The sequence below is a fragment of the Erythrobacter fulvus genome (assembly GCF_028595285.1).
Lineage (GTDB): Bacteria > Pseudomonadota > Alphaproteobacteria > Sphingomonadales > Sphingomonadaceae > Erythrobacter > Erythrobacter fulvus.
In genome coordinates this window covers 269,021-290,109 of record NZ_JAQQXQ010000003.1, presented here as the reverse complement: position 1 = coordinate 290,109, position 21,089 = coordinate 269,021, and the positions used below count along the sequence as shown (strand labels likewise).

Annotated in this window: 12 protein-coding genes and 1 tRNA gene; 9 read left to right on the top strand and 4 right to left on the bottom strand. The window is 65.5% G+C overall.

From position 1 onward, the window contains the following. The first annotated feature begins 86 nt into the window (after window positions 1-86). The 4 genes from OIK40_RS05800 to OIK40_RS05785 all read left to right on the top strand — a co-directional run bounded on the left by OIK40_RS05800 (window position 87) and on the right by OIK40_RS05785 (window position 3,213). A complete protein-coding gene (locus OIK40_RS05800) occupies window positions 87-1,409 on the top strand; it encodes a replication-associated recombination protein A (protein ID WP_273676948.1) in 1,323 nt (440 codons plus the stop codon). After that, window positions 1,406-2,290: a hypothetical protein gene (locus OIK40_RS05795; protein ID WP_273676946.1), complete on the top strand. Its 885-nt coding sequence runs from the start codon at window positions 1,406-1,408 to the stop codon at window positions 2,288-2,290. Before OIK40_RS05800 ends, OIK40_RS05795 begins: the two co-directional genes overlap by 4 nt. A gap of 94 nt (window positions 2,291-2,384) precedes the next feature. Continuing rightward, a tRNA-Thr gene (locus OIK40_RS05790) sits at window positions 2,385-2,460 on the top strand. An 87-nt stretch (window positions 2,461-2,547) separates the two neighbouring features. After that, entirely contained in the window at window positions 2,548-3,213 is a 666-nt protein-coding gene (locus tag OIK40_RS05785) for a hypothetical protein (protein WP_273676945.1), read from the top strand. An 18-nt stretch (window positions 3,214-3,231) separates the two neighbouring features. Here OIK40_RS05785 and OIK40_RS05780 read toward each other — a convergent pair whose 3' ends face one another. From OIK40_RS05780 to OIK40_RS05770, 3 genes are all read right to left on the bottom strand, one after another. Beyond that, entirely contained in the window at window positions 3,232-4,158 is a 927-nt protein-coding gene (locus OIK40_RS05780) for an acetyl-CoA carboxylase carboxyltransferase subunit alpha (RefSeq protein WP_273676943.1), read from the bottom strand. A gap of 13 nt (window positions 4,159-4,171) precedes the next feature. After that, window positions 4,172-7,864: an SDR family NAD(P)-dependent oxidoreductase gene (locus OIK40_RS05775; protein WP_273676942.1), complete on the bottom strand. Its 3,693-nt coding sequence runs from the start codon at window positions 7,862-7,864 to the stop codon at window positions 4,172-4,174. 105 nt (window positions 7,865-7,969) lie between these two features. Then, window positions 7,970-13,465, bottom strand: a complete 5,496-nt coding sequence (locus tag OIK40_RS05770; protein ID WP_273676941.1) for an AMP-binding protein — start codon at window positions 13,463-13,465, stop codon at window positions 7,970-7,972. 330 nt (window positions 13,466-13,795) lie between these two features. On the opposite strand from OIK40_RS05770, the gene OIK40_RS05765 reads away from it, so the two are divergent. Beyond that, a complete protein-coding gene (locus OIK40_RS05765; protein ID WP_273676940.1) occupies window positions 13,796-16,009 on the top strand; it encodes an EAL domain-containing protein in 2,214 nt (737 codons plus the stop codon). Window positions 16,010-16,120: 111 nt separating this feature from the next. Here OIK40_RS05765 and queF read toward each other — a convergent pair whose 3' ends face one another. Beyond that, complete coding sequence (gene queF / locus OIK40_RS05760) at window positions 16,121-16,594, bottom strand: preQ(1) synthase (RefSeq protein WP_273676939.1); 474 nt, start codon at window positions 16,592-16,594, stop codon at window positions 16,121-16,123. 118 nt (window positions 16,595-16,712) lie between these two features. Between queF and OIK40_RS05755 the strand changes: the two genes are divergently transcribed. Genes OIK40_RS05755 through OIK40_RS05740 form a run of 4 tightly spaced genes read left to right on the top strand, consistent with a single transcriptional unit; the run spans window position 16,713 to window position 21,061 of the window. Next, a complete protein-coding gene (locus OIK40_RS05755; RefSeq protein ID WP_273676937.1) occupies window positions 16,713-17,861 on the top strand; it encodes a hypothetical protein in 1,149 nt (382 codons plus the stop codon). A 49-nt stretch (window positions 17,862-17,910) separates the two neighbouring features. After that, the gene (locus tag OIK40_RS05750; RefSeq protein ID WP_273676935.1) at window positions 17,911-18,768 is read left to right on the top strand and encodes a sulfurtransferase; all 858 of its coding nucleotides are present in this window, start codon (window positions 17,911-17,913) and stop codon (window positions 18,766-18,768) included. Then, entirely contained in the window at window positions 18,765-19,964 is a 1,200-nt protein-coding gene (gene metC, locus OIK40_RS05745; protein ID WP_273676933.1) for a cystathionine beta-lyase, read from the top strand. Before OIK40_RS05750 ends, metC begins: the two co-directional genes overlap by 4 nt. Next, on the top strand, window positions 19,961-21,061 hold the full coding sequence (locus OIK40_RS05740; RefSeq protein ID WP_273676932.1) for a mechanosensitive ion channel family protein: 1,101 nt from the start codon (window positions 19,961-19,963) through the stop codon (window positions 21,059-21,061). Before metC ends, OIK40_RS05740 begins: the two co-directional genes overlap by 4 nt. The last annotated feature ends 28 nt before the right edge of the window (window positions 21,062-21,089 follow it).

The window sequence follows — 21,089 nt, the reverse complement described above, 5'->3', positions numbered from 1 at the left end:
TCAAGATATATCTTAGACCTATCGAAACAAGAGACGCACCTCTCCCAGGTTCCTTTTTCCGACGATCGGCGTATCACGCCCGACGAATGACCGACCTGTTCGCCGACGACACGCCCGAAGCCACGCGCAAGGACACAGCGCCGCCCGCCGACGCGCCGCTGGCCGACCGGCTGCGACCGCAGAGCCTTGCCGATGTGGTGGGGCAGGAACACCTGACCGGCCCCGAAGGCGCGATCGGGCGGATGGTGGCGGCGGGTCGCCTTTCCAGCATGATTCTGTGGGGGCCGCCCGGCACCGGCAAGACCAGCATTGCCCGCCTGCTCGCAGATGCGGTGGGGATGCGCTATGCCGCCATCAGCGCTGTTTTCTCAGGCGTCGCCGACCTGAAGCAGGCCTTTGCGGAGGCCGAGAAGATGGCCAGCGCGGGCCGCAAGACGTTGCTGTTCGTGGACGAGATCCACCGTTTCAACCGCGCCCAGCAGGACGGTTTCCTGCCCTATGTCGAACGCGGCGTGGTGACGTTGGTCGGCGCAACAACCGAAAACCCGAGCTTCTCTCTCAATGCCGCGCTGCTCAGCCGCGCGCAGGTGCTGGTGCTGAACCGGCTGGACGAGGCGGCCCTTTCGGCGCTGCTCGACAAGGCCGAAGCGCTGGAAGGCCCCCTTCCCCTGACCCCCGAGGCCCGCGCAGCGCTGATCGCCAGTGCCGACGGCGACGGGCGGTTTCTGCTGGGTCAGGCAGAAACGCTCTACAATGCGAACCTGTCAGAGCCGCTCGATCCGGCGGGTCTGGGCCAGTTCCTGCAACGGCGCGTGGCTGTCTACGACAAGGACCGCGACGGGCATTACAACCTCATCAGCGCGCTGCACAAAGCCGTGCGCGGAAGCGATCCGCAAGCCGCACTCTATTACCTCGCGCGGATGCTGGTGGCAGGCGAGGAGCCGCTGTTTCTTGCTCGGCGACTGGTGCGCATGGCGGTGGAGGACATCGGCCTCGCCGATCCGCACGCCCTGCCGCAATGCATGGCGGCGATGGAGGCCTACCGCTTCCTCGGCAGTCCAGAGGGTGAACTCGCGCTGGTGCAGGCCTGCCTCTACCTTGCCACAGCGCCCAAATCGAATGCCGCTTATCTGGCGCAGAAAGCCGCCTGGAAGAGCGCGAAAGAGACCGGAAGCCTGATGCCGCCGATGAACATCGTCAATCCGGCGACAGGCCTGATGGAGAGCCTGGGTTACGGCAAGGGCTATACCTACGATCACGACGCGCCCGAAGGTTTCTCCGGCGACAATTACTGGCCCGAGGAAATGGAGCCGCAGATCTTCTATTCACCGGTCGAACGCGGGTTCGAGCGCGAGGTGAGAAAGCGCCTCGATTACTGGGCCAAGCTGCGGAGCGAGCGGCAGGGGTGACCCGCTTTTCGCACTTTCTTGCCGTCGACTGGTCTGGCGCAAAGGGCGCGCGGCAGAAGGGCATTGCGCTGGCTGTGGCGCTGGCCGCTGGCGGGCCTCCGGTCCTGGTCGCTCCGCCCGATCCGCGCGGCTGGGCGCGCAGCGAAGTGCTGGCCTTGCTGCTGGACCTGCCGGGGGCGACGCTGGTTGGGCTCGATCTTGGCATCGGCCTGCCCTTTGCCGATGCGAGCGCGTTCTTCCCGGGGTGGGACGCCTCGCCACCAGACGCGCACGGGCTGTGGGCGCTGATCGACGCACTATGCGCCGACGATCCGTATCTGGAGGCAGGCGGGTTCGTGACCCATCAACAGGCCTCGCGCTATTTCCGCCACGGCAAGGGCATAGAAGGCGACCGCTTTCTGCTGCCCGGTGCGACCACCCGCGAAGGGCGCTTCCGCGTGGCCGAAGCCGCGCAGCGCGGGCAGGGCGTGCGGCCGGTGAGCAATTTCAATCTCGTCGGCGCGGCGCAGGTCGGCAAATCGAGCCTGACAGGAATGCGGATGCTCCACCGGCTTGGCGGACGGGTGCCGGTGTGGCCGGTTGATCCGCTGCCCGACTCCGGATCGGTCGTGACCGAGATATACACCTCCGTGGCCGCAAGGCTCGGCGGGGTGAAAGGCGCGGCTACCAAGGTCCGCAGCTACGAGGCATTGAACGATGCGCTCGATGCGCTGGGCAGCCCGCCGGTAACCGGCAGCGGGGCGATCGACGATCATTCCTCCGACGCGCTGCTGACCGCCGCATGGCTGCGGCGCGTGCATACCGACCGTGACCTGTGGCATCCGCCTGCACTCACCGCCGGGGTGGCCCGCACCGAAGGCTGGACTTTCGGCGCGTTTTGATCGCCCTACCGCTCCGCTACTTGAGGGCGTTTTGATCGCCCTACCGCTCCGCTACTTGAGGGCGGGAGAGTTTGCGATTAGGGGGACGAGCAACGCCGGCTTAGCTCAGATGGTAGAGCACCTGATTTGTAATCAGGGGGCCGCGGGTTCGATCCCTGCAGCCGGCACCATCCCTTGCGCTCATCGTGCATTCATGGCCGGTTGCGAATGTTGATCGCGCCTATGCCTGGGACTTTCCGGATGAATGGAGAACGCGCGTGCCGCGCCTGGCCCTGATGTCGTTCGCACTGCTTTGGGCATCCACTCTGTCAGCCCAACCGGGCGAGGCAGGCAGCCCCGTGCAGATCGAACAACACCTCGCCGCTCTGGGCGAGGCCGACGACGCGTTAAGAGCGGTGCGAGCCGTGCTGCCCGAATGCCAACGCGATTGCATCACCCCGGGGGAGGCCACGGTGATGGCCTTTTCCGCCGGTGAGGGCAACGCACTGCCGGGCCGCTTCCTGCTCGACGTGCGCGGCGGCGGGCAGAGCCTCCATGGCGAGCTGGAGCAGATGTTCTTCGTCAATTCCCGACAGGATTACGCCACGCTCGGCACGCTCACCATCGCCTTCGAGCCCGAGGCGCTGCGCGCGCTGCTGCAACGCGCAAAGGTCTGCGGTTCGGCCGATGTGGTCGACGGGCAGATCAATGTAAAAGGCTGCCGCACCGAGGGGCTTTCCGATCTCAACATGTTCACCATGATGCAGCGGCTCGGCGGGCGGCGCATCGTGGTCGACGGCGATGTGCGCCTGCAATGGATCGATTCGCACATCGGCTCGCCCCGTCCCGTCGCCAACAAGCGCGGCGAGCATGAAACCGGATATTATCAGGTGTGGGTACGAGTTACCGACGCGGATCAGGTGATCTTCGTCTATAACGACTGAGCGCACCGCGCACCGCCGTTAGCCCAGCCTGAGGAAAAACTCCTCGCGCTCGCGGCGCAGTTCGGCCGGCGACATGGCACCCAGACCATCGAGTTCCGCCCGCAGCGCCAGCGTCAGCCGTTTTACCATCTCCTCCGGATCGCGGTGCGCCCCGCCGCGCGGTTCGTAGACGATGCGGTGGATCACACCGAGCTTGAGCAAGTCGCCCGCCGTCACTTTCATCGCCTCGGCAGCCACTTCGGCCTGCGCGCCGCTGCGCCACAGGATCGAGGCGCAGCCTTCGGGGCTGATCACCGAATAGACCGCATGCTCCAGCATCAGCACGCGGTTCGCTGCGGCCAGCGCCACGGCCCCGCCGGAACCGCCTTCGCCGATGATCACCGCGATCAGCGGGACGCCAAGGCCCAGGCACGCCTCGGTCGAGCGGGCAATGGCTTCGGCCTGTCCGCGCGCTTCAGCATCGATACCGGGGAAGGCGCCGGGCGTGTCGACCAGCGTCACCACCGGCAGACCGAAACGGTCGGCCAGTTCCATCAGGCGGATCGCCTTGCGATAGCCTTCGGGCCGGGCCATTCCGAAATTGTGCTTCAGGCGGCCCGGCGTGTCCTCGCCCTTCACATGGCCGATCACCACCACCTTGCGCCCTTCGAAGCGCGCAAAGCCGCCGATGATCGCCTGATCGTCCCCGAAGGTGCGATCGCCCGCGACGGGAAGGAATTCGGAGAACAGCCCCGCCACCAGCTTCTCGAACCGCGGCCGCTGCGGATGGCGCGCGACGAGCGTGCGCTGCCACGGGGTCAGCCGGGCATAGGTGTCCGCCAGCAGCTTTTCCGCTCGCTCGCGCAGCATCCGCGCCTCGTCCGTGCCCTCGGCATGGGCGGCAAGCTCCGCCACATGCTTGTCGAGCGCCTCGATCGGCTTTTCGAAGGGCAGGTACTGGATCACGCCGGTGCTTGTATCACACCGTCATCGACATGCCGCGATAGATCCGCGCACGGTAACGCGAATCCTCGGCATCGGGCAGCGGCGCGCCCACCAGCAGCACAGCGCGGGCAAAACGGCGCACCTCTTCCAGATGCTCGTCGAGATCGCGCGGTTCCTCCGACTGGACCCGCCGGGTCAGGTTGATCTGGTTCACCGGCACATCATGCACCAGCCGCTCGTTCTCCACCGCCAGCGTGGCAGTGAAAGCGTGGAGCGTCGTCTTGATGAAGTTCGCCAGCGCGAAGGCCGGACTGCGATCGCCCATCGGCACATCGGGGCTGGTCAGCACCAGCTGGCAATCGTCATAGAGCGACGCGCGCCGGGAGACGCGGAAGTGGTGGGTAAGGTTGTCGGCCACCACCGCGCGGAACTCGTCGGGGGTAAGCGGATCGTCGGTGGCGAACAACTTGCCCGGCAACGCGGCCATCGGCGTTGAAAGGATCGTCGTCGGCTTGCCCCATTGTGACAGGGCATCATCCATCGCGGCCTCGATGTCGGTGCAGACCACCAGCGAGGTGAGGGACTGCGCCACATCCTCGTCAAGCTGCGCCCTGATCGCCGCGAAAGCTTCGGCAGAGCGGGTGATGACGACCACGTTGGCCGCATGGCAATCCTCGATAAAGGCGCGTGCGGTTTCGGCGAGATAATCGGCGAGATGTTCGCCGATGATCCACACCGTCTTGCCCCGCATCTGGTCGAGCCGTTCCTGCTTGGGGCTGCCGAACAGCTCGCGCTCGGTGGTGGAGCGTTCCACGGAAAGCCCACCCGAAGGCATGAAGGTCTCGCCCGACACCGCACGGTCGGCGAGGAAGAACACCGTCGCCTGCGCCACGTCATGTTCGGTCGGCATCTTACCGAGATAGAGCTTCGACAGCACACCCGAACCGACCTTCTTGGCCTCGACCGCGATCTTGTCGGCAGGGAGGAACGGCGCATCCTCGGGCGGGACGCGCAGCAGCCAGTCGCCATCTTCGGACGCAGGACGGTCGGACCATTCGGGCGCGTCGAGGAATAGGCCCGCCTGCCGCAGGCGCGAAACCAGCGCGGCGGCGATTGGCGGGGTCAGGAGATATTGGTCCCAAGTGCAGGTGCCGTCGCCCTCGCGCGCGCAGGCCAGCGCCAGATCGCGCAGCTCGCGCGGGTTGTTGGTGTCGTGGCTCATCTTGACGGTGTCGTTGCGTGCCAGACGCGCCAGCACCGCCTCAACCCGCACCCCGCGCCGGATCGCCTTGATCGCGGCGGCGTGGACGGCGTTCAATCGCTTGTTTTCAAGGATCAGCTTGCCGCGCCGCTCGAACAGGCCGGGCTTGCCGCCGGTGCCTGAGAGACGATCACCATCGACCGGGCCAGGCGCGATCGCGTTGAACTGCACCTCGGGCCCCAGATAGCGCGCCATGCTCTCGACCATCGCGCGCTGCCCGGCCTTGGACACGGCGTAATCGGCGCGGTTGGGATAGGCGACCGCGAGATACTTCTCCCCGCCGAAATAGGACGAGACGTTGAGGATATAGCCCGATCCTTGCGCCTTCATCAGCGGCGCGACATGGTGCATCAGGAAATAGTTCGACACGAGGTTAGCATCGAGCGTGTAGTTCCAGGCGTCGACCCCCATGTCGACCACCATGTCCTCCGCGCCCGCCACCCCGGCGTTGTTGATGAGGTAGTCGATCCGCCCAAAGGCTTTCAGCGTCGCATCGACCGCGCCCTTGAGGGATTCGAAGTTGCTGACATCGACATTGGCGAGGGTCTGCACCCGCCGTTCCACACCCGCAAAACCGATATCCTCCAGCTCGGAGACGATCCGCGCACGGGCCACCGCCAGCTCGCTTTCGCGCCGGGCGACCATCATCACCTTGCCGCCAGCAAGCGCCAGCAGGCGCGCGACCTGCCCACCAATCCCCGCCGAACCGCCGGTGATCAGCGCAACCTTGCCCAGATGCAGCCCGGTGATGTTCTCGCTGAACCCCGGCATCGCCTTGCGCGCCCCCGTCGCCTCACCGATATTGGCGGGGACGTAGAGCGTGATCTCGCCCAGTTTGCTTTCCTTCAGCAGGATGCGCGCAGCATGGCCTGCGGTGAAGCGGATGTTCTCGCCTTCCGTATTGGTGAAGCGCACGATCTGGTTGCCCCACTCGGCCTGACGGCGGCGGCCGTGGGCGGTGTCGATCTCGCTCTCGTCGCGCCAGATGCGGATCAGCTGCTCGGTCGCGGCGCGCAGGATGTGGCCGTAGATGTCGCCCTTCCCGTCGCTGGCATGGCTGACGAACACGAAACGCGGCGGCTGGAGCAGGTTGTCGTGGCGCTTCCAGTAACGGCTCATCGTGCGCGCCAGCGCCATATTACCAGCAAGTTCGGCGTCCATCAGCGCCTCGACGACGCTGTCATCGGCTGCGGTAATCGCGCCTGCAAGTTCGCCCGCACCCAGAGCGGGAAGGAACAAGGCCCCGCTGATCGGCGTGCCTTTGGCGGTGTAGTCCTCCAACGCGGCCTCCATCGCCGCCGGGTCCTTGCGGCTGAAGCGGATAATGCTTAGCCCTTCGGTCAGCCCCATGGCCTTGCAGCGCTTTTCGGCGATCGCAACGTCGGCGGCGCGCGGCAGGCCGAGCACGACCGCGGCACCGCAGGCGAGCTGCACCTGCGCGATTTCCAGCGCTTCCTCCCAATCATCCCCCGCGGCGATCAGCACAGCGAGGCCCGTTCCGTCCATCGAACGCATCGTCGGCCGCGCCAGGTAGGTCGAACGCTCTTCCTTGCGCACGGTCATCCCGTGGGTGACCTCGAAATCGTGCCCGTTATAGGCCGCGCTCTCGTCCGAGCCGAGGAACACGCAGGTGGTGGCGATGTCGGTGGGCGTGGGGAAGGTCTTGGCCTTCTCGTTCCCGCCGGTCGCGCGTTCGAGGCTCATCATGTCGAAGAACTGGTTGGCGGTTGTTCCAGCCTCGTCCCCGCGCGCCTTGTCCATCGCGGCGAAGACGCTGCGGATGCGCTCGCTCTCGATCGGGCCGGGATAGACGAGATTGACGCGAATGCCCTTCGGCCCGAGCTCCAGCGACAATTCGCGGCTCCACGCATTCATCGCCGCCTTGGGCACGACATAGGCGGCGCGCGCATAATAAGGCGTGCGGCTGAAAATGGTCGATACGTTGATGATCGAACCGCCTTCGGGGATGTGCGGCGCCGCTGTGCGCGCGACGTTCCATGCGACGCCGAAGATATTGCGGAGCGCGTCGCCCACGGTTTCCCCGTCGGTGCTTCCCTGCTTTTGCAGCGCCGCGAGTTCTTCCTGCGATAGCGGCAGGTTCTCGATCGGCTGCTTGGGCCCGGCGCTGCCGGCATTGTTCACGAGGATGTCGATCCGCCCGAACTTCTTTACCACCTCGTCGATAGCCGCACGGACCGAGGCGATGTCCCCGCCGTCGAGCGCCACAGTGGCCAGCCGTGCGGGATCGGCCCCGGTGGCCTTCAACATCGCCTGCGCCGCAGCCTCGGTGCGTTCGGGCGTGCGGCCCGTCATCACCACCGTTGCACCCTCTGCAAGATAATGCGCAGTGATATGCCCGCCCAGATTGCCCGCCGCGCCGGTGATGACCGCGATCTTGCCAGCCAGACGGCCTGAAACCTCGCCCTGCAAGGCAGGGACGGCAGCAACAGCTTTCGATTTGGCCATAGGTCTCTCCTCACAGAAATTGCCACGAAGTCACGCTTCGCTTTTCAGTTTGTTCAAACTCTGGGGAGGAGAGCTAAGAACGTTTCAAAAATCGCAACGCACAGATCAGCCTTCCGGTTCCCCGCCGCCCAAAGATGCGGCCCACGCCTCAAGCAAAGCGTCGCGGCTACGCAGGCCCAGTTCCGGCAGCGCGTGGTTGACGACATAGGTCGATCCGGTGTGCCGGTTCTCCCACATCGCCTGGTGCGCTTCGGGCAGGCCGTCCCACGGCACCACTTTGGGCTCGGTCACTTCCAGCAGCCCTGCCGCGATCATGTCGTTCATCCGCGCGACCTCGAAGGCGTTGCACAGGTGCGTGCCGAAGATGTTGGCGGTCGGCATGTAAATGCGCCGCTGGCGGGTCCAGACCTGCGGCGCGTAGAAGGTGAAACGGCAGCCGGCCAAGTCCTCGGCAAAGATCACCCGCCCGGTGAAAGGCTTCACCAGCGAGGTCGAGATGCCAAGCGTGTCCTGCCCGGCGCGCTCGAACACCAGATCGGGGCTGCCGCGCGGATTGTCGGGCGAGCGCAGGATCTTGCCCACCGCCGAGCCAAAGGGCTTCATCACCCGGTCCTGATAGTCGCGCACCGCCGCCTTGAAGACCTCGATATCGGCCTTGGCATCGGGCAGGCGCGGCATGGTGTCGGGCCAGTGGAAATTCGCCCCTTCGCGGCGGCGGATGGCTTCGAGGCTGACAATCCCCTCGATCGCGTCCTCCAACCCCAGCGATTGCAGGAATTCGCGCTGCCCGTCGGTGGTGGTGGCGATGACCGAGCGGGCGTTGAAGCGGCGCGCGGCTTCGATCATTTCAAGGCCGGTCTCGTCGAGCAGTTCCGACGATCCGGGGCCGTAGAAGATCAGCACCGCCTCGCCCCCGCGAAGGGCCGCGCGGCGGAGCATTTCCTCGGGCGATGCCGTTCCGGGCTTACCCATGAAGCTGAAATGGTAACCCGATGATGCGCCGTAGAAGGCCAGCGTGCCGCCTTCCGCCAGAAGCTGGAACGAGCGCGGGAAGGCGGTCTCGCCCGCATGGCTCACCACGTAATCGGCGAGCTTGCCGCCGTTCAGCGCCTTGTATTCATCAATCAGCGGCGCGCCTGCGGCTTCCCACTTCTGGGCCGCAGCCTTGTCCTCCGGCACCACGGTGTAGAGGTCCGCGAAGCGCGCATCCTTGCGGTTGATCGCGCCGACCGCGCCCTGCACCCTGGTGATGAAGGCCGCACGTTCCTGCGACGAGACAAGCCCTGTCACCTGCAAGCCGGTGCGCACCGAGCTTCGCAGCGCGTCCAGCCCCGTCCCCGTCGCCGCGCCTTCGACGAACAGGGTCCGCCCCGGCGCGATCTGCAAGGTCGTGAACAGACATCGCGCAATCGTGCCGAGGTTGAGCACGTAACTCCCCGCCTGTTCCAGCGTCAGATCGGGCGGCACCTTGTGCATCTGCGGCGCCTGCACCGTCAGGAACTGCGCGTGGCTGCCGGTCTCGGTCTCGTAGCCCTGAATGCTGAAATCGGCATACATCGGATCATTGCCGACCTGCGGGCTGAGCAGATCATTGGTGCCCGAATAGACCGTCACCAGATCGCCGACCTTGATGCGCCCTTGCGCCCGCGTCTCTGACCCAAGCGCCGCGACCAGCGCGATCCCGCCCGATCCGGTGATCTGCACGTCTTCCTCATGCGCATCGAAGGGCGAAACCGGAATACCGGTCAGCGCCCAGATGTCGTTAAAGTTGACCTCGCTGGTCAGCATGTAGAGCAGCGCCTCGTTGGGCGCGGGCTCGGGCACTTTGACAATCAGCTCCTTCTCATGGCTCGCGGGCGGGCCGAAGCGGGGCTGGCCGGTATCGGGATCGCGGGCGATGCCGAAGGCATACTGATAGGGCGGGATCGGGGTGACGCCGGGATAGAAGGGCGCGCCCATCGGCAGCAGATCGCCAGCCGCCTCCAAGGCCTGCGCACGCATTTCGTGTTCCGCGTCGATCCACACGCCGTCGCGCCGGACGGGCAGCGGGGGAGCGACCTTGTCGATGAACTGCCGGATGCCGGTTTTCCCGCCTTCCGGATCAACGATGGCTTCGGCGAACAGCCGCGCCTCGCGCGCGAGGCCTGCGGTAATGCCCTGTTCGAGCCCCGTGCGCACCGCTTCCAGCGCGCGAGCACCGGCTTGTCCGCGTCCGGCCCAGTCAAGTTGTCGCAGAATGCGCTGGAGGAAATCGTCCTCCATCACCCGGTCGAGCGAGACGTCCGCTGCATTCTCCCAACGGGTGGCTGCCGCCTGCCGATCGGCAAAAGCGCGGCCCAGCGCGGAATCCTCACCATATCGCACATAATCGCGCACCGCCGCGTGGGCTTGCGACAGCGCATCATGCGCGCCGCTCACCAGTTCATCGACCACGCCGATTTCCCCGGCCTTGTCGGCATCGATGCTGCGCCCGCCAAGGATCAGATCCATCGCATCGCGCAGGCCTTCCTCGCCGCGCCGGTCAAGCAGCAGGCGCGGCAGGCGCTGCGTGCCGCCATAACCCGGCAACAGGCGCAGGCGGATTTCGGGCTGGCCGAAACGCGCCACCGGTTCCGCCACGCGATAATGGCAGGCAAGCGCGAATTCCATGCCCCCGCCCAGCGCCACACCCTGCACCGCCGCGACGCAAGGCTTGCCCATGCGCTCGATCGTGCGGAAGGCGAGATGCGCGTTGTTGGGCAGCACCATCGCCTCTTCGACCGAGTGGATTTCCTCCAGCATCTGGCGGATGTCCGCCCCGGCGACGAAGGAGCTGGTGCCCTGCCCGGTAAACACCACCGCCACCACATTCTCGTCGCGCGCGAGGTAATCGGTGACCAGCACCAGCTCGTCGATCGCACGTTCGTTCAATGCATTGACGGGCGGATTGGTGACGGTGACCGTCGCCACCTGCTTGCCCGGTGCGACATTATTGTACTGCACCAGAAAATAGCGGTGCCGGTCAAACAGCACCTGCTCGTCCGACAGGCGCTGTTTGCGCTGCCAGTCGGCGATGACGGTGCGCAATTCGTCCAGAGCTTCGGGATTGCGCAAGGTGGTGACGTCGCCCACGTCTTCGCCCACCACCAGTGCGCGCACCATGCGGCGCATATATTTGCCGCTGCGGGTTTCGGGGAATTGCGACACCTCGATAAAGTCGGCCGGCACTGCCACAGCGCCCTTTTCCGTGCGCACAAGGTCGAACAGCCGGCGCTTGTCCTCGATCGTCAGCTTGCGCCCTGCCACCGGCACGACGAAAGCGAGCGGGGTCAGCCCCTTTTCGCGGTGCGGTGCGCCGACCACCAGCACATTGCCGACCGGGCTGTCGGGGTGCAGCGCCTTGTCGCGCAGCACTGCGCCTTCGATCTCTTCGGTCCCCATGCGGTGGCCCGACACGTTGATAACATCATCCGAACGCCCGTGGAGCGAGAAGGAACCATCGGCGTGCTGGATCGCGAAATCGCCCTGGGTATAGGCCCATGCGCCTTTCCAACGCTTCCAGTAACCATCCTCCCACCGCGCGGCATCGCCGCGCCATTCGGGGTTCACGCGGCCGTCCTCGACCGTGAAGCCCGCGATGTCGCCCCAGATGGTCCGTGCGAGGTAAGGATAAGGCGCGGCGATCACGATTTCGCCCTTTTCGCCAATCCCGGCACGCCGCCACGGCACGCCGCCCCCCTCGCCGCGGGCAAAGGGGGCATCCGTCCCTGCGGCGTCGGCATCTTCGACCCACACATCGCCCACGATCCACGGCAGCGGATACGCATGGGCATCGGGACGCAGCGGGAAATCGTTATTACCGTAGAAATGCGTCCACGCGATCCCGCCGTGTTCGGTCGCCCAGTAGGAATTGATATAGCGTGGGCAGACGTGCTCCATCCCGAACGCCTGCACGCTGGGGCTGACGGGTTCGGCGCAGAAGGTCGCCACCCTCAGGCAGCCCATGTCGTAACGCTGAAGATCGGCGAGGTTATCGGGATCGGACATCACCGATTTGAGGAAGGTCACCCCGGCCTTGAAGATCGCGACCTTGTGCCGTTCGATCATCGAGGCGAAACGCCCGGCGTGCGGAAATACCGGCGAGCCTTCGGAAACGAGGCTGGTCACCCGTGTCATCAGCGGGGCGCAGATCAGGTAGCTTTGGCCGGTGATCCAGCCCGGATCGGCAACCACGTAAAGCACATCACCCGGCCGCGCATCGAAGCTGACCGCCATGGTTTCGGCCACACCGGCGGCATAGCCGTGGCTGTGGACGATGCCCTTGGGCTTGCCGGTGGAACCCGATGTATAGATGAAAAACATCGGGTAATCCGCATCGACCGGCATCGGTTTCGACGAGGCCCATATGGCGCGCACGAAATCGCTGTCGGGCAAAGCCAGCAGATCGCCCTCTGTCTGCACCGCGAAGCCCGCAGCCCGCGCCTTTTCCAGCACCGTCACCAGCGCCGCGTCGGTCAGTTCGTGGCTCCAGCGGTCGCGTTCCTCGCGCCAGATCAGATCCGGCTGGTTGGTGTGACGACACACGATCACAGCCTCGACCCGCGGCGGCAGGGTGACAAGGCTGGAGGCGATGGCGATCCGCACCCGCGCGGCATCGGCGCTGGTAATCCGGCCTTCCGCCCCAAGCTGGATCAGCGCCCGCCCCACCCCGCGCATCACGTCCGAACGATCGACGGTAATCTCGCCCGTTAACGCCTCGCCCACGGCGGCAAGGATGGTATCGTGATCGGACTGCGGCAATTCGAGATCGAGACCCGAAAGAATCTCCATGGCGGTCGTCACCGGCACGAAATTGTCGAGCGCGGGATCAGTGTAGGCGTTCTTGAATCCGGCAACCTGCGCATTGCGATAGGAACCGTCGGACGTAACGATCACCCGCGCGGCAGTATCGGCGATACGATCGGACAGGGTCTTGTCGGAAAAACCGCCGAACACAGCAGTGTAGACCACCCCCATGCGCTTGGCCGCTTCGGTCCAGTAGATCTGCGGCACAATGCTCGGCATGTTGAGCGCCATGCGGTCGCCGGGCTTCATTCCCAGCGCCTCAAGCGCGACCGCGCATTTGGCAACTTCGAGCAACAGCTTCCTGCGGCTGACGGTGAAGCAGTCGATCGGCGCACCCTTGCCGCCGTTGGCCGACATGTCCCAGCGGTCACCCTCGAAGATCAGGGCTGCTTCGTCTCCGTGTCCTGCAAGCACATGACGATCGAGTTCGGAAAAGGCGGTGTTCGTCCGCCCGCCCACGAACCAGCGCCAGTGCGGCGGGGTGGAGCCGTCGAAACCGGTGTGCCAGGGGGTGAAGCCTTCAGGCAGATCGGGGCTGACGGCTTCGGCCGTGGCGGCATCCCAGCCGTGCCAGCGCCCATCCTCGCCCCGCGCGAGCCATGCGCCGGCCGCGCCGCAATCGGCGACGAACCAATGCATGTTGCGGGCCGCGATATCGCCATGAAACGCGCCCGGATCAGCCAGAGCTGCGCTCCGCATCGCTTCCCAGTCTGCGCGGCTGCGCACACGATTGAACAGCGCATCGGCACCGCAAACGGGTGCACCGGCTTCGGACATGGATCTCTCCCCAAGACTCAAGGCAAGTCGCGGTCGCCGATCCCCCTGCGCGCTGCGGTCCTGCAAATAGGCAGTAGCAAGTAAATTACATCATGAACGGCCTTGCAGTAATTAAAGTGCAAGTACATCGACTGTGCCTATAACGCGGTAGTCGCCACTACGTTCCGGCGCTGCACAAGACTCGCGAATTGCCCGGCTTATGGCCGGAACGAGCGTAACCCTTTCTCAATCGGCGTTATCTAATGGCTTAGCAAGGAACAGGTCCGTTATGGACCGGAGCCACGCATCCCGGTCCGTGGCCCTGCGTCCCGATGTTCGTGTGGAGAGGTAATGCCGTTGGGCTTTCTCAAGTCGGTGAAGGAACAGGCAGCGAAAACGGCCTCGCCCTCGGAAAACCGGGGCGTCGGCCGACGATCCGCAACGCGTGCCAACCACGCCAAGATGCTCAGCGAAATCGAGGAAATGGGCATCGGCATGTTCTGGGCGACCGATGCCGAGGGTTGCCTGACATTCCTGTCCCAACGCGCGATCGGCGATCTTGGTCTTCCCGCAGGAGAGCTGATCGGCCAGCCCGCGACCCGTATCTTCAGCGATATCGATCCCGAACCCGGCGCACCGCAACAGCGCTCGATCGGCTTCAAGCTGAAGACACATTCGAAGATCGAGGAGCACGTGGTCGCCATTGCCCCGAAAAAAGGGAGCGTGGGCGAGAACGGCACGCGCTGGTGGCGGCTAAACGGACGCCCCCGTCTCGGCATGGGCGGGCGCTTTCTCGGCTATCGCGGCACCGCGGTCGATATCACCAGCCACTATGCCCATGAAATGAAGGTGGCGCTGCAATCACAGATCGACGAGTTGACCGGCCTCACCAACCGCCGGAAACTCGGAGAGAAGCTTACTGCGACGCTATCCGCGTTCCGTGCCAGCAAGCGCAGCTGCGCGCTGATGATGCTCGATCTCGACCGGTTCAAGCACGTCAACGACACGATGGGACACCCGTCGGGCGACGAATTGCTCAAGCAGGTTGCCGCACGTCTCAAAAGCATTGTCAGGGACAGCGGCGAAGTGGGCCGGCTGGGCGGCGACGAATTCCAGATCCTGCTGCCCGATATCGACGACCGCGGCACGCTCGGGGATCTTGCCAACCGCATCGTACAGTTGCTGTCGCAACCCTACCAGATCAACGGACGCCGGGCGATCATCGGCACCTCGATCGGGATCGCGATCGCTCCCTACGACGGGCTTGATGCCGATGAACTGACCGGTGCGGCGGACATGGCGCTATATGCGGCCAAGGAATTGCGCGGCGGCACATTCTGCTTCTTCAACAGCGGATTGCGCGATGCGGCTTCGAAGAACGCGCTGCTGGGTGACAGGCTGCGCGATGCCGTGGACAGCGGCGAGCTGACGCTTGCCTATCAACCTTTGGTCGACCCGGTGAACAATGAAGTGCGGTGCTTCGAAGCGCTGCTGCGCTGGCACGATGACGAGGAGGGCGACATTTCCCCCTCGCACTTCATTCCGGTTGCGGAAAATGACGATCTGATCGTCAGGATCGGCGAAATGGCGCTCCGACAGGCTTGCGCGGACGCTGCAAAGTGGCCCGAGAGCATCAACATCGCGGTCAATGTCTCGGCCAAGCAATTCGCACGCCCCGGCTTTCGCAAGTCGGTGGCGGCGGCGCTCGAGGCATCAGGGCTGAGCGCGTCGCGGTTGGAGCTGGAGATTACCGAAAGCGTTTTTGTCGGCGATCCGGAAACAGTCGACACGATCTTCCGCGACCTCAAGACGCTCGGCGTAAAGCTGGCGCTTGATGATTTCGGCACCGGCTATTCCTCGCTCGGCTATCTCAAGCACGGCCATTTCGACAAGATCAAGATCGACCAGAGCTTCGTGCGCGGCTGCACCGAGAATGGCGATACGAACCCGGCGATCATCACCGCAATCGTCGCGCTGGCCCGGGCGCTGGGCATGCAGACCGTGGCCGAAGGCGTCGAGGCGATGGACGAGCTTGATCTCGTCAAGCAGCGCGGGGCCGATCTGGTGCAGGGCTTCATCTATTCGGCCGCGATTGAGCAGGACGAATTGCTGGCGAAGGTCGCGGACGGAACCATGAGATTCAGCCCCAGCGGTCCGCCGCGGCACCGCGCTGAGCGGATCTCGATCTTCCGTAAGGTCGGCCTGATCCACGAGGATCACTATTACGACGTGATCCTGCGCAACCTGTCGAAGACCGGCGCCCGCATCACCGGGCTTGCCGGAGTGCCGGTGGGCACAGAAGTCGTGCTCGATCTCGGCCATGGTCAGCTGGTGGTGAGCCAGGTGGTCAACGCTACCGAGAACAGCCAGGGGCTCAAGTTCGAAACGCCGCTCATCAGTGATGGTAGCGGCGGTTTCATGACCCGCCACCGCATCTCACCCTATGCGTTGGCCGAAGCGGGCATCCCGTTGGCGGCATTGGGAGAGGGCGCGTTCCCGCTCGCCAAATGGCGCGAGGCACGCAAGAGCGCGCCGGCTTTCATCCAGCTCGATATCGGGGTGTGACCAGCCCCGGCATGGCAATGTTCCACGCGAAACATTGCCGGTGTGGGCCGAAACCGGGTCTAAATCGTCCAGAATCGGGCCTAAACGGCCGAGAATCGGGCCAAAACCGCTCTAACCGCGCCCGCGATAGGACGGGACACCCTGATCGGGCAGCCACAGATCGGCCGGCGGAGGGCCGGATTGCCAGAACACGTCGATCGGGATCCCGCCGCGCGGATACCAGTAACCGCCGATCCTGAGCCATTGCGGGCGCATCTCCTCAAACAGGCGCACCCCGATGCCGACCGTCACATCCTCGTGAAAGCCGTTGTGATTGCGGAAACTGCCGAGAAACAGCTTCAGGCTTTTGCTTTCGACGATGGTCTCGCCCGGCACATAATCGATCACCAGATGGGCGAAATCGGGCTGGTTGGTCACCGGGCACAGCGAGGTGAATTCCGGGCTGACGAAGCGCACCAGATAGGTCAGCCCCGGACGCGGGTTGGGCACATAGTCGAGCACCGCCTCCTCTGGCGAGGTCGGCAGCGGGGTGTCCTTGCCGAGAAACTGCGGTACGGCGGCGGGGCTATCGGATGAGGTAGTCATGCCGCGCTGTTGCCCTGAACGGGGGATGCGCGCAAGCAGGGAACTGGACGCGGCGACCTGTCGATCCCTATGTCGCACAGCCTCCGTTCAGCCCCGACACCGCACTCATACGGAACCGATGACCCGCGTTTCTTCGTCCTTCCCGCCCCGCGTTGCTGCCGCCTTGCTGGCAACGGCTTCCATGCCGCTTGCCGCACAGAGCAATCCCGGCGGGTTCTCGCTGCCGGAACCAACCGCTACGCCGACTCCCGCCCCTGCCGGCCCCGCGGACGAACGTGCGGGGGTAACTATTCCGCCGCGTGCCGTCGCGACCCCGACAACACCCGCGCCGCGCATCAGCCCGGCACCCGTCCCGCTCGACATGCCTTCCGTCGCATCGCAGCCGGTCAGGCCCACACTCACGCCAACGCCTGCGCCTGCGCCTGCCCCGACCCCGGGCGCAACCGCGCCCCGCCCGCGACCGACACCTGCCGCAACGCCAGCACCGGCACCGACAGCAACCGGTGCGCCAACTTCCGAAGCCACAGCGGAGCCTGCCGGAGAATCCGTCGCCGCGCCCGGTTTCGGCAATCTCGAACCGCCCGCCGATCAGCCCGCCATAGCGTCAGCCCCCTCCTCCACCCCGACCGAGGCGCTGGGGCAGCGGATACTCGCCCCCGGCTGGATTGCCGCAGGCGGCGGAATGCTGGCGCTGCTGCTGGGCGCATGGCTGCTGTGGCGGCGGCGCAAGCCGCGCGTGCTGCGCCTCGCCCCGCCTCCTACGGAAATCGAGGGAGATGATAAACCCGTCCTGCCGCGCATCGACCTTGCGCTCGACATAAGCGGTGCGACCCGCAGCGTGATGACACTGACGCTGAATTACCGTCTGACCCTTGCCAACCGCAGCGATTGCGCCGTGAGCGATCTGGCCGTGGCGGTGCAACTCACCAGCGCCCGGCGCGGAACCGACAATGCCGCGCCACTCGCCTCAGCACGCAATCTTGCCGGCATCGAGCGCATCGGCCCCAACCAGAGCCGCAGCGTCAGCGGCGAGGTGCAACTGCCCTTTTCCGCCATCGCGCCGATTATGCAGGGCCGCACCGCATTGTTCATCCCCCTGATGCACGTGACGATCGAGGGTCAGGAACAGCAGGTGCTGACCCGCAGTTTCGTGATCGGCCCGCCGAGCGGGGCCGAGGGCCGGGTTCACCCGCTGCCCTTCGACCTGCCGCCCGGATCGGTGCCGGGGCTGAAGGCACGCGCGATTGCGACACCGCAGGGCACGTGATGCGCCGCTGCCCTTGGCGGCACGGCGCAGGCACGCTAGGCCTTGGCGGATGAACGAAACTTTCCCGAGCCTCGTTTCTACCGAATGGCTGGCGGCGCACCTTGGCGAACCGCGCCTCGTGGTGCTCGACGCCTCGCGCCACCTGCCTGCCGCCAAGCGCGATCCGCAGGCCGAATTCGCCGCCGCGCATATTCCCGGCGCAAGGTTGTTCGATCTGGCGAAGCTGGTGGACGAAACCTCCGCGACGCCGCAGGCCCTGCCCCGACCCGATCAGCTTGCCGCCCATCTTTCGGGACTGGGCATCGCGCCGGACGACCGGATCGTGCTTTACGATGACAGCGCGGTGCGCACCGCGGCGCGGGCGTGGTTCATGCTGACGGCGAACGGACGGGACAAGGTCGCGATCCTCGACGGCGGTCTGGCGAAATGGCGCGAGGAAGGGCGCGCACTCGAAGCCGGTACGACGCCCGTCGCCCGCGCCGATCCCGCGACCTTCGCCGCCGCAACCGGCGTGCGCAGCAAGGCGGATATGCTCGCCAATCTGGACAGCAGCGCCGAACAGGTGGTGGATGCCCGCAGTGCCGACCGGGTGTTCGGCACCGGTATCGATCCCGTCCACGGCCTGCCGATGGGGCGCATTCCGGGTAGCCTCAACCTGCCTTATACCGATCTGTTCAATGCCGACGGCACCTACAAGGCACCCGAAGCGATCCGCGCCGCCTTCGCGGCCGCAGGCGTGGACCTGTCCCGACCCGTCACCACCACCTGCGGCAGCGGCGTGACGGCGAGCGTGCTGCTGTTCGCGCTGCACCTGATCGGCAAGCACGATACCGCGCTGTATGACGGCAGCTGGAGCGAATGGGGCGCGGACCCCGCCACCCCCAAAGCGCAGGGGCCTGAGGCATGAGCGGCGGAGGCGACGACAGCACCCGCAAGCCCGCCACCCGCCTTGTGCGCGGCGGAAGGCGGCCCGAATGGACCGGGCCGGTGGTCAATCCGCCGGTGTGGCGCGCCTCGACCCATCTTTACGAAAGCGACGCGGCGCGGCGCGAGGCGGGCAAGAGCAACACCGACGGGCAGTTCTTCTACGGCCGCCGCGGCGCACCGACACAGTGGGCGCTGGCCGAGGCGCTGACCGCGATCGAACCCGGCGCTTATGGCACGGTGCTCTATCCCAGCGGCGTCGCGGCGATTGCGGGCTGCATGCTGGCGGTGCTTAAACCCGGCGACCGGCTGCTGATGGCCGACAATGCCTATGATCCTTCGCGCAGCATGGCGACAGGGCTGCTCGCGCGGATGGGAGTGACGACCGACTTCTTTGATCCGCTCGACATTGATGGCTTTGCCGCGCTGTTCGCCAATCCGGTGAAGGCGGTGTGGCTGGAGACGCCGGGCAGCCTGACTTTCGAGGTTCCCGATATCCCCGCGCTCTGCGCCATTGCGCGCGAACACGGCGCGGTCAGCATGATCGACAACACATGGGCCAGCCCGCTCGGTTTCGCCGCGCTGGAACATGGCTGCGACATCGTGATGATGAGCCTGTCGAAACACGTCGGCGGCCATTCCGACCTGATGATGGGCTCGGCCAGCGCGGGCAAACGCTGGTACACCGCGCTGCGCCGCACCGCGCAGGAACTGGGGCAGGTCGTCTCGCCCGACGATGCCGCGCTGGCCGCGCGCGGATTGCGCACGATGGGCGTGCGGCTGGAAGCGCAGACCCGATCGGCGCTGAAGATCGCGCAATGGCTGGAAGGCCAGCCGCAGGTCGCGCGGGTGCTGTGCCCGATGCTGCCTTCCGACCCCGGCCATGCAACATGGACGCGCGATTTCACCGGGGGCTGCGGCTTGTTCGGCTTCGTTCTGGCGAGCGAGGATCGCGCCGCCGCCGCGCGGGTGGTCGATGCACTGGCGCTGTTCGGGATCGGCTATAGCTGGGGCGGGTACGAAAGCCTTGCGCTGGCGACCGCGCCGCAGGACTATCGCAGCATCATGCCCAGCCCGGATGCGGCTGGCCCGACGATCCGTCTTTCGATCGGGTTGGAAGACCCCGACGATCTGATCGCCGATCTTGCACAGGCACTCGCCCGGATGGAGAGCCCATGAATATCCTCGCAGCCGCCGCTCAGGCGGTCGTTACCGACAGCGAAACCCCGCCCGCAGACGGCGCTTCCGCTGCGCCTGCCGATGCGACGCCTGCCCCCACACCCTTGCCCGAACCGTCGGCCACCCCGACAGTCGAAGTGGTCGAGGCCGCCGACAAGCTGAAGGAAGGCGTCACCGCGCAAAGCAAGACGGCCGGCGCGTTCCTCGAACGGCTTGATGCCATCGCGGTGCAGGTCGGCCATATCCGCATCTCGCTGTTCGATGCCCTGCTGGTCGTCGGCGTCATCCTGCTGGTCATTACCGCAGCGATGGTGATCAACCGGATCGGCAAGCGGGCGATCCGCAAGGTCGGCCGGTTCGACGAGACGCAGAAGCTGCTGGCGGAAAAGCTGCTGACCATCGTCGTGTGGGCGGCGGCGTTCTTCATCGGGATCGACTTGCTCGGCATCGATCTGACGGCGCTGGCCTTTTTCGGCGGCGCCTTCGGCCTTGCGATCGGGTTCGGTTTGCAGAAGACCTTCGGCAACCTGATCGCGGGGATCATCCTGCTGATGGACAAGTCGATCAAGCCGGGCGACGTCATCGCGGTGACCGACATGGCCGGCAACGAGACCTTCGGCCAGATCCGCAAGATCGGCATCCGCGCGGTTTCCGTCACCACCCGGGACGAGCGCGAATATCTGATTCCCAACGAAAACCTGATGATCAACCAGGTCGAAAACTGGTCCTATTCATCAAAGAAGGTGCGCATGCAGGTGCATGTCGGGATCAGCTACAACGCCGACATGAATCTGGCGGAAGAGTTGATGCTCGAAGCCGCCAAGAAGGCACCGCGCGTGCTCGACACGCCCCCGCCGACAGTGTGGATGAGCGAATATGGCGACAACTCGGTGAACTTCACGATCCATTGCTGGATCGTCGATCCCGAGGAAGGCGTCGGCAATGTCCGCAGCACCGTGCTGAAGAACCTGTGGTGGCTGTTCAAGGAACACGGGATCGAAATCCCCTTCCCGCAGCGCGACATCAACCTGCGCGGCAATGCCCAGTTCGAGGCGCTGATCGCGGCGCTGGAAGGCGATCGCGCAGCCAAGGAATAGCTGCGCTTCTGGCAGGCCAAACCATTCT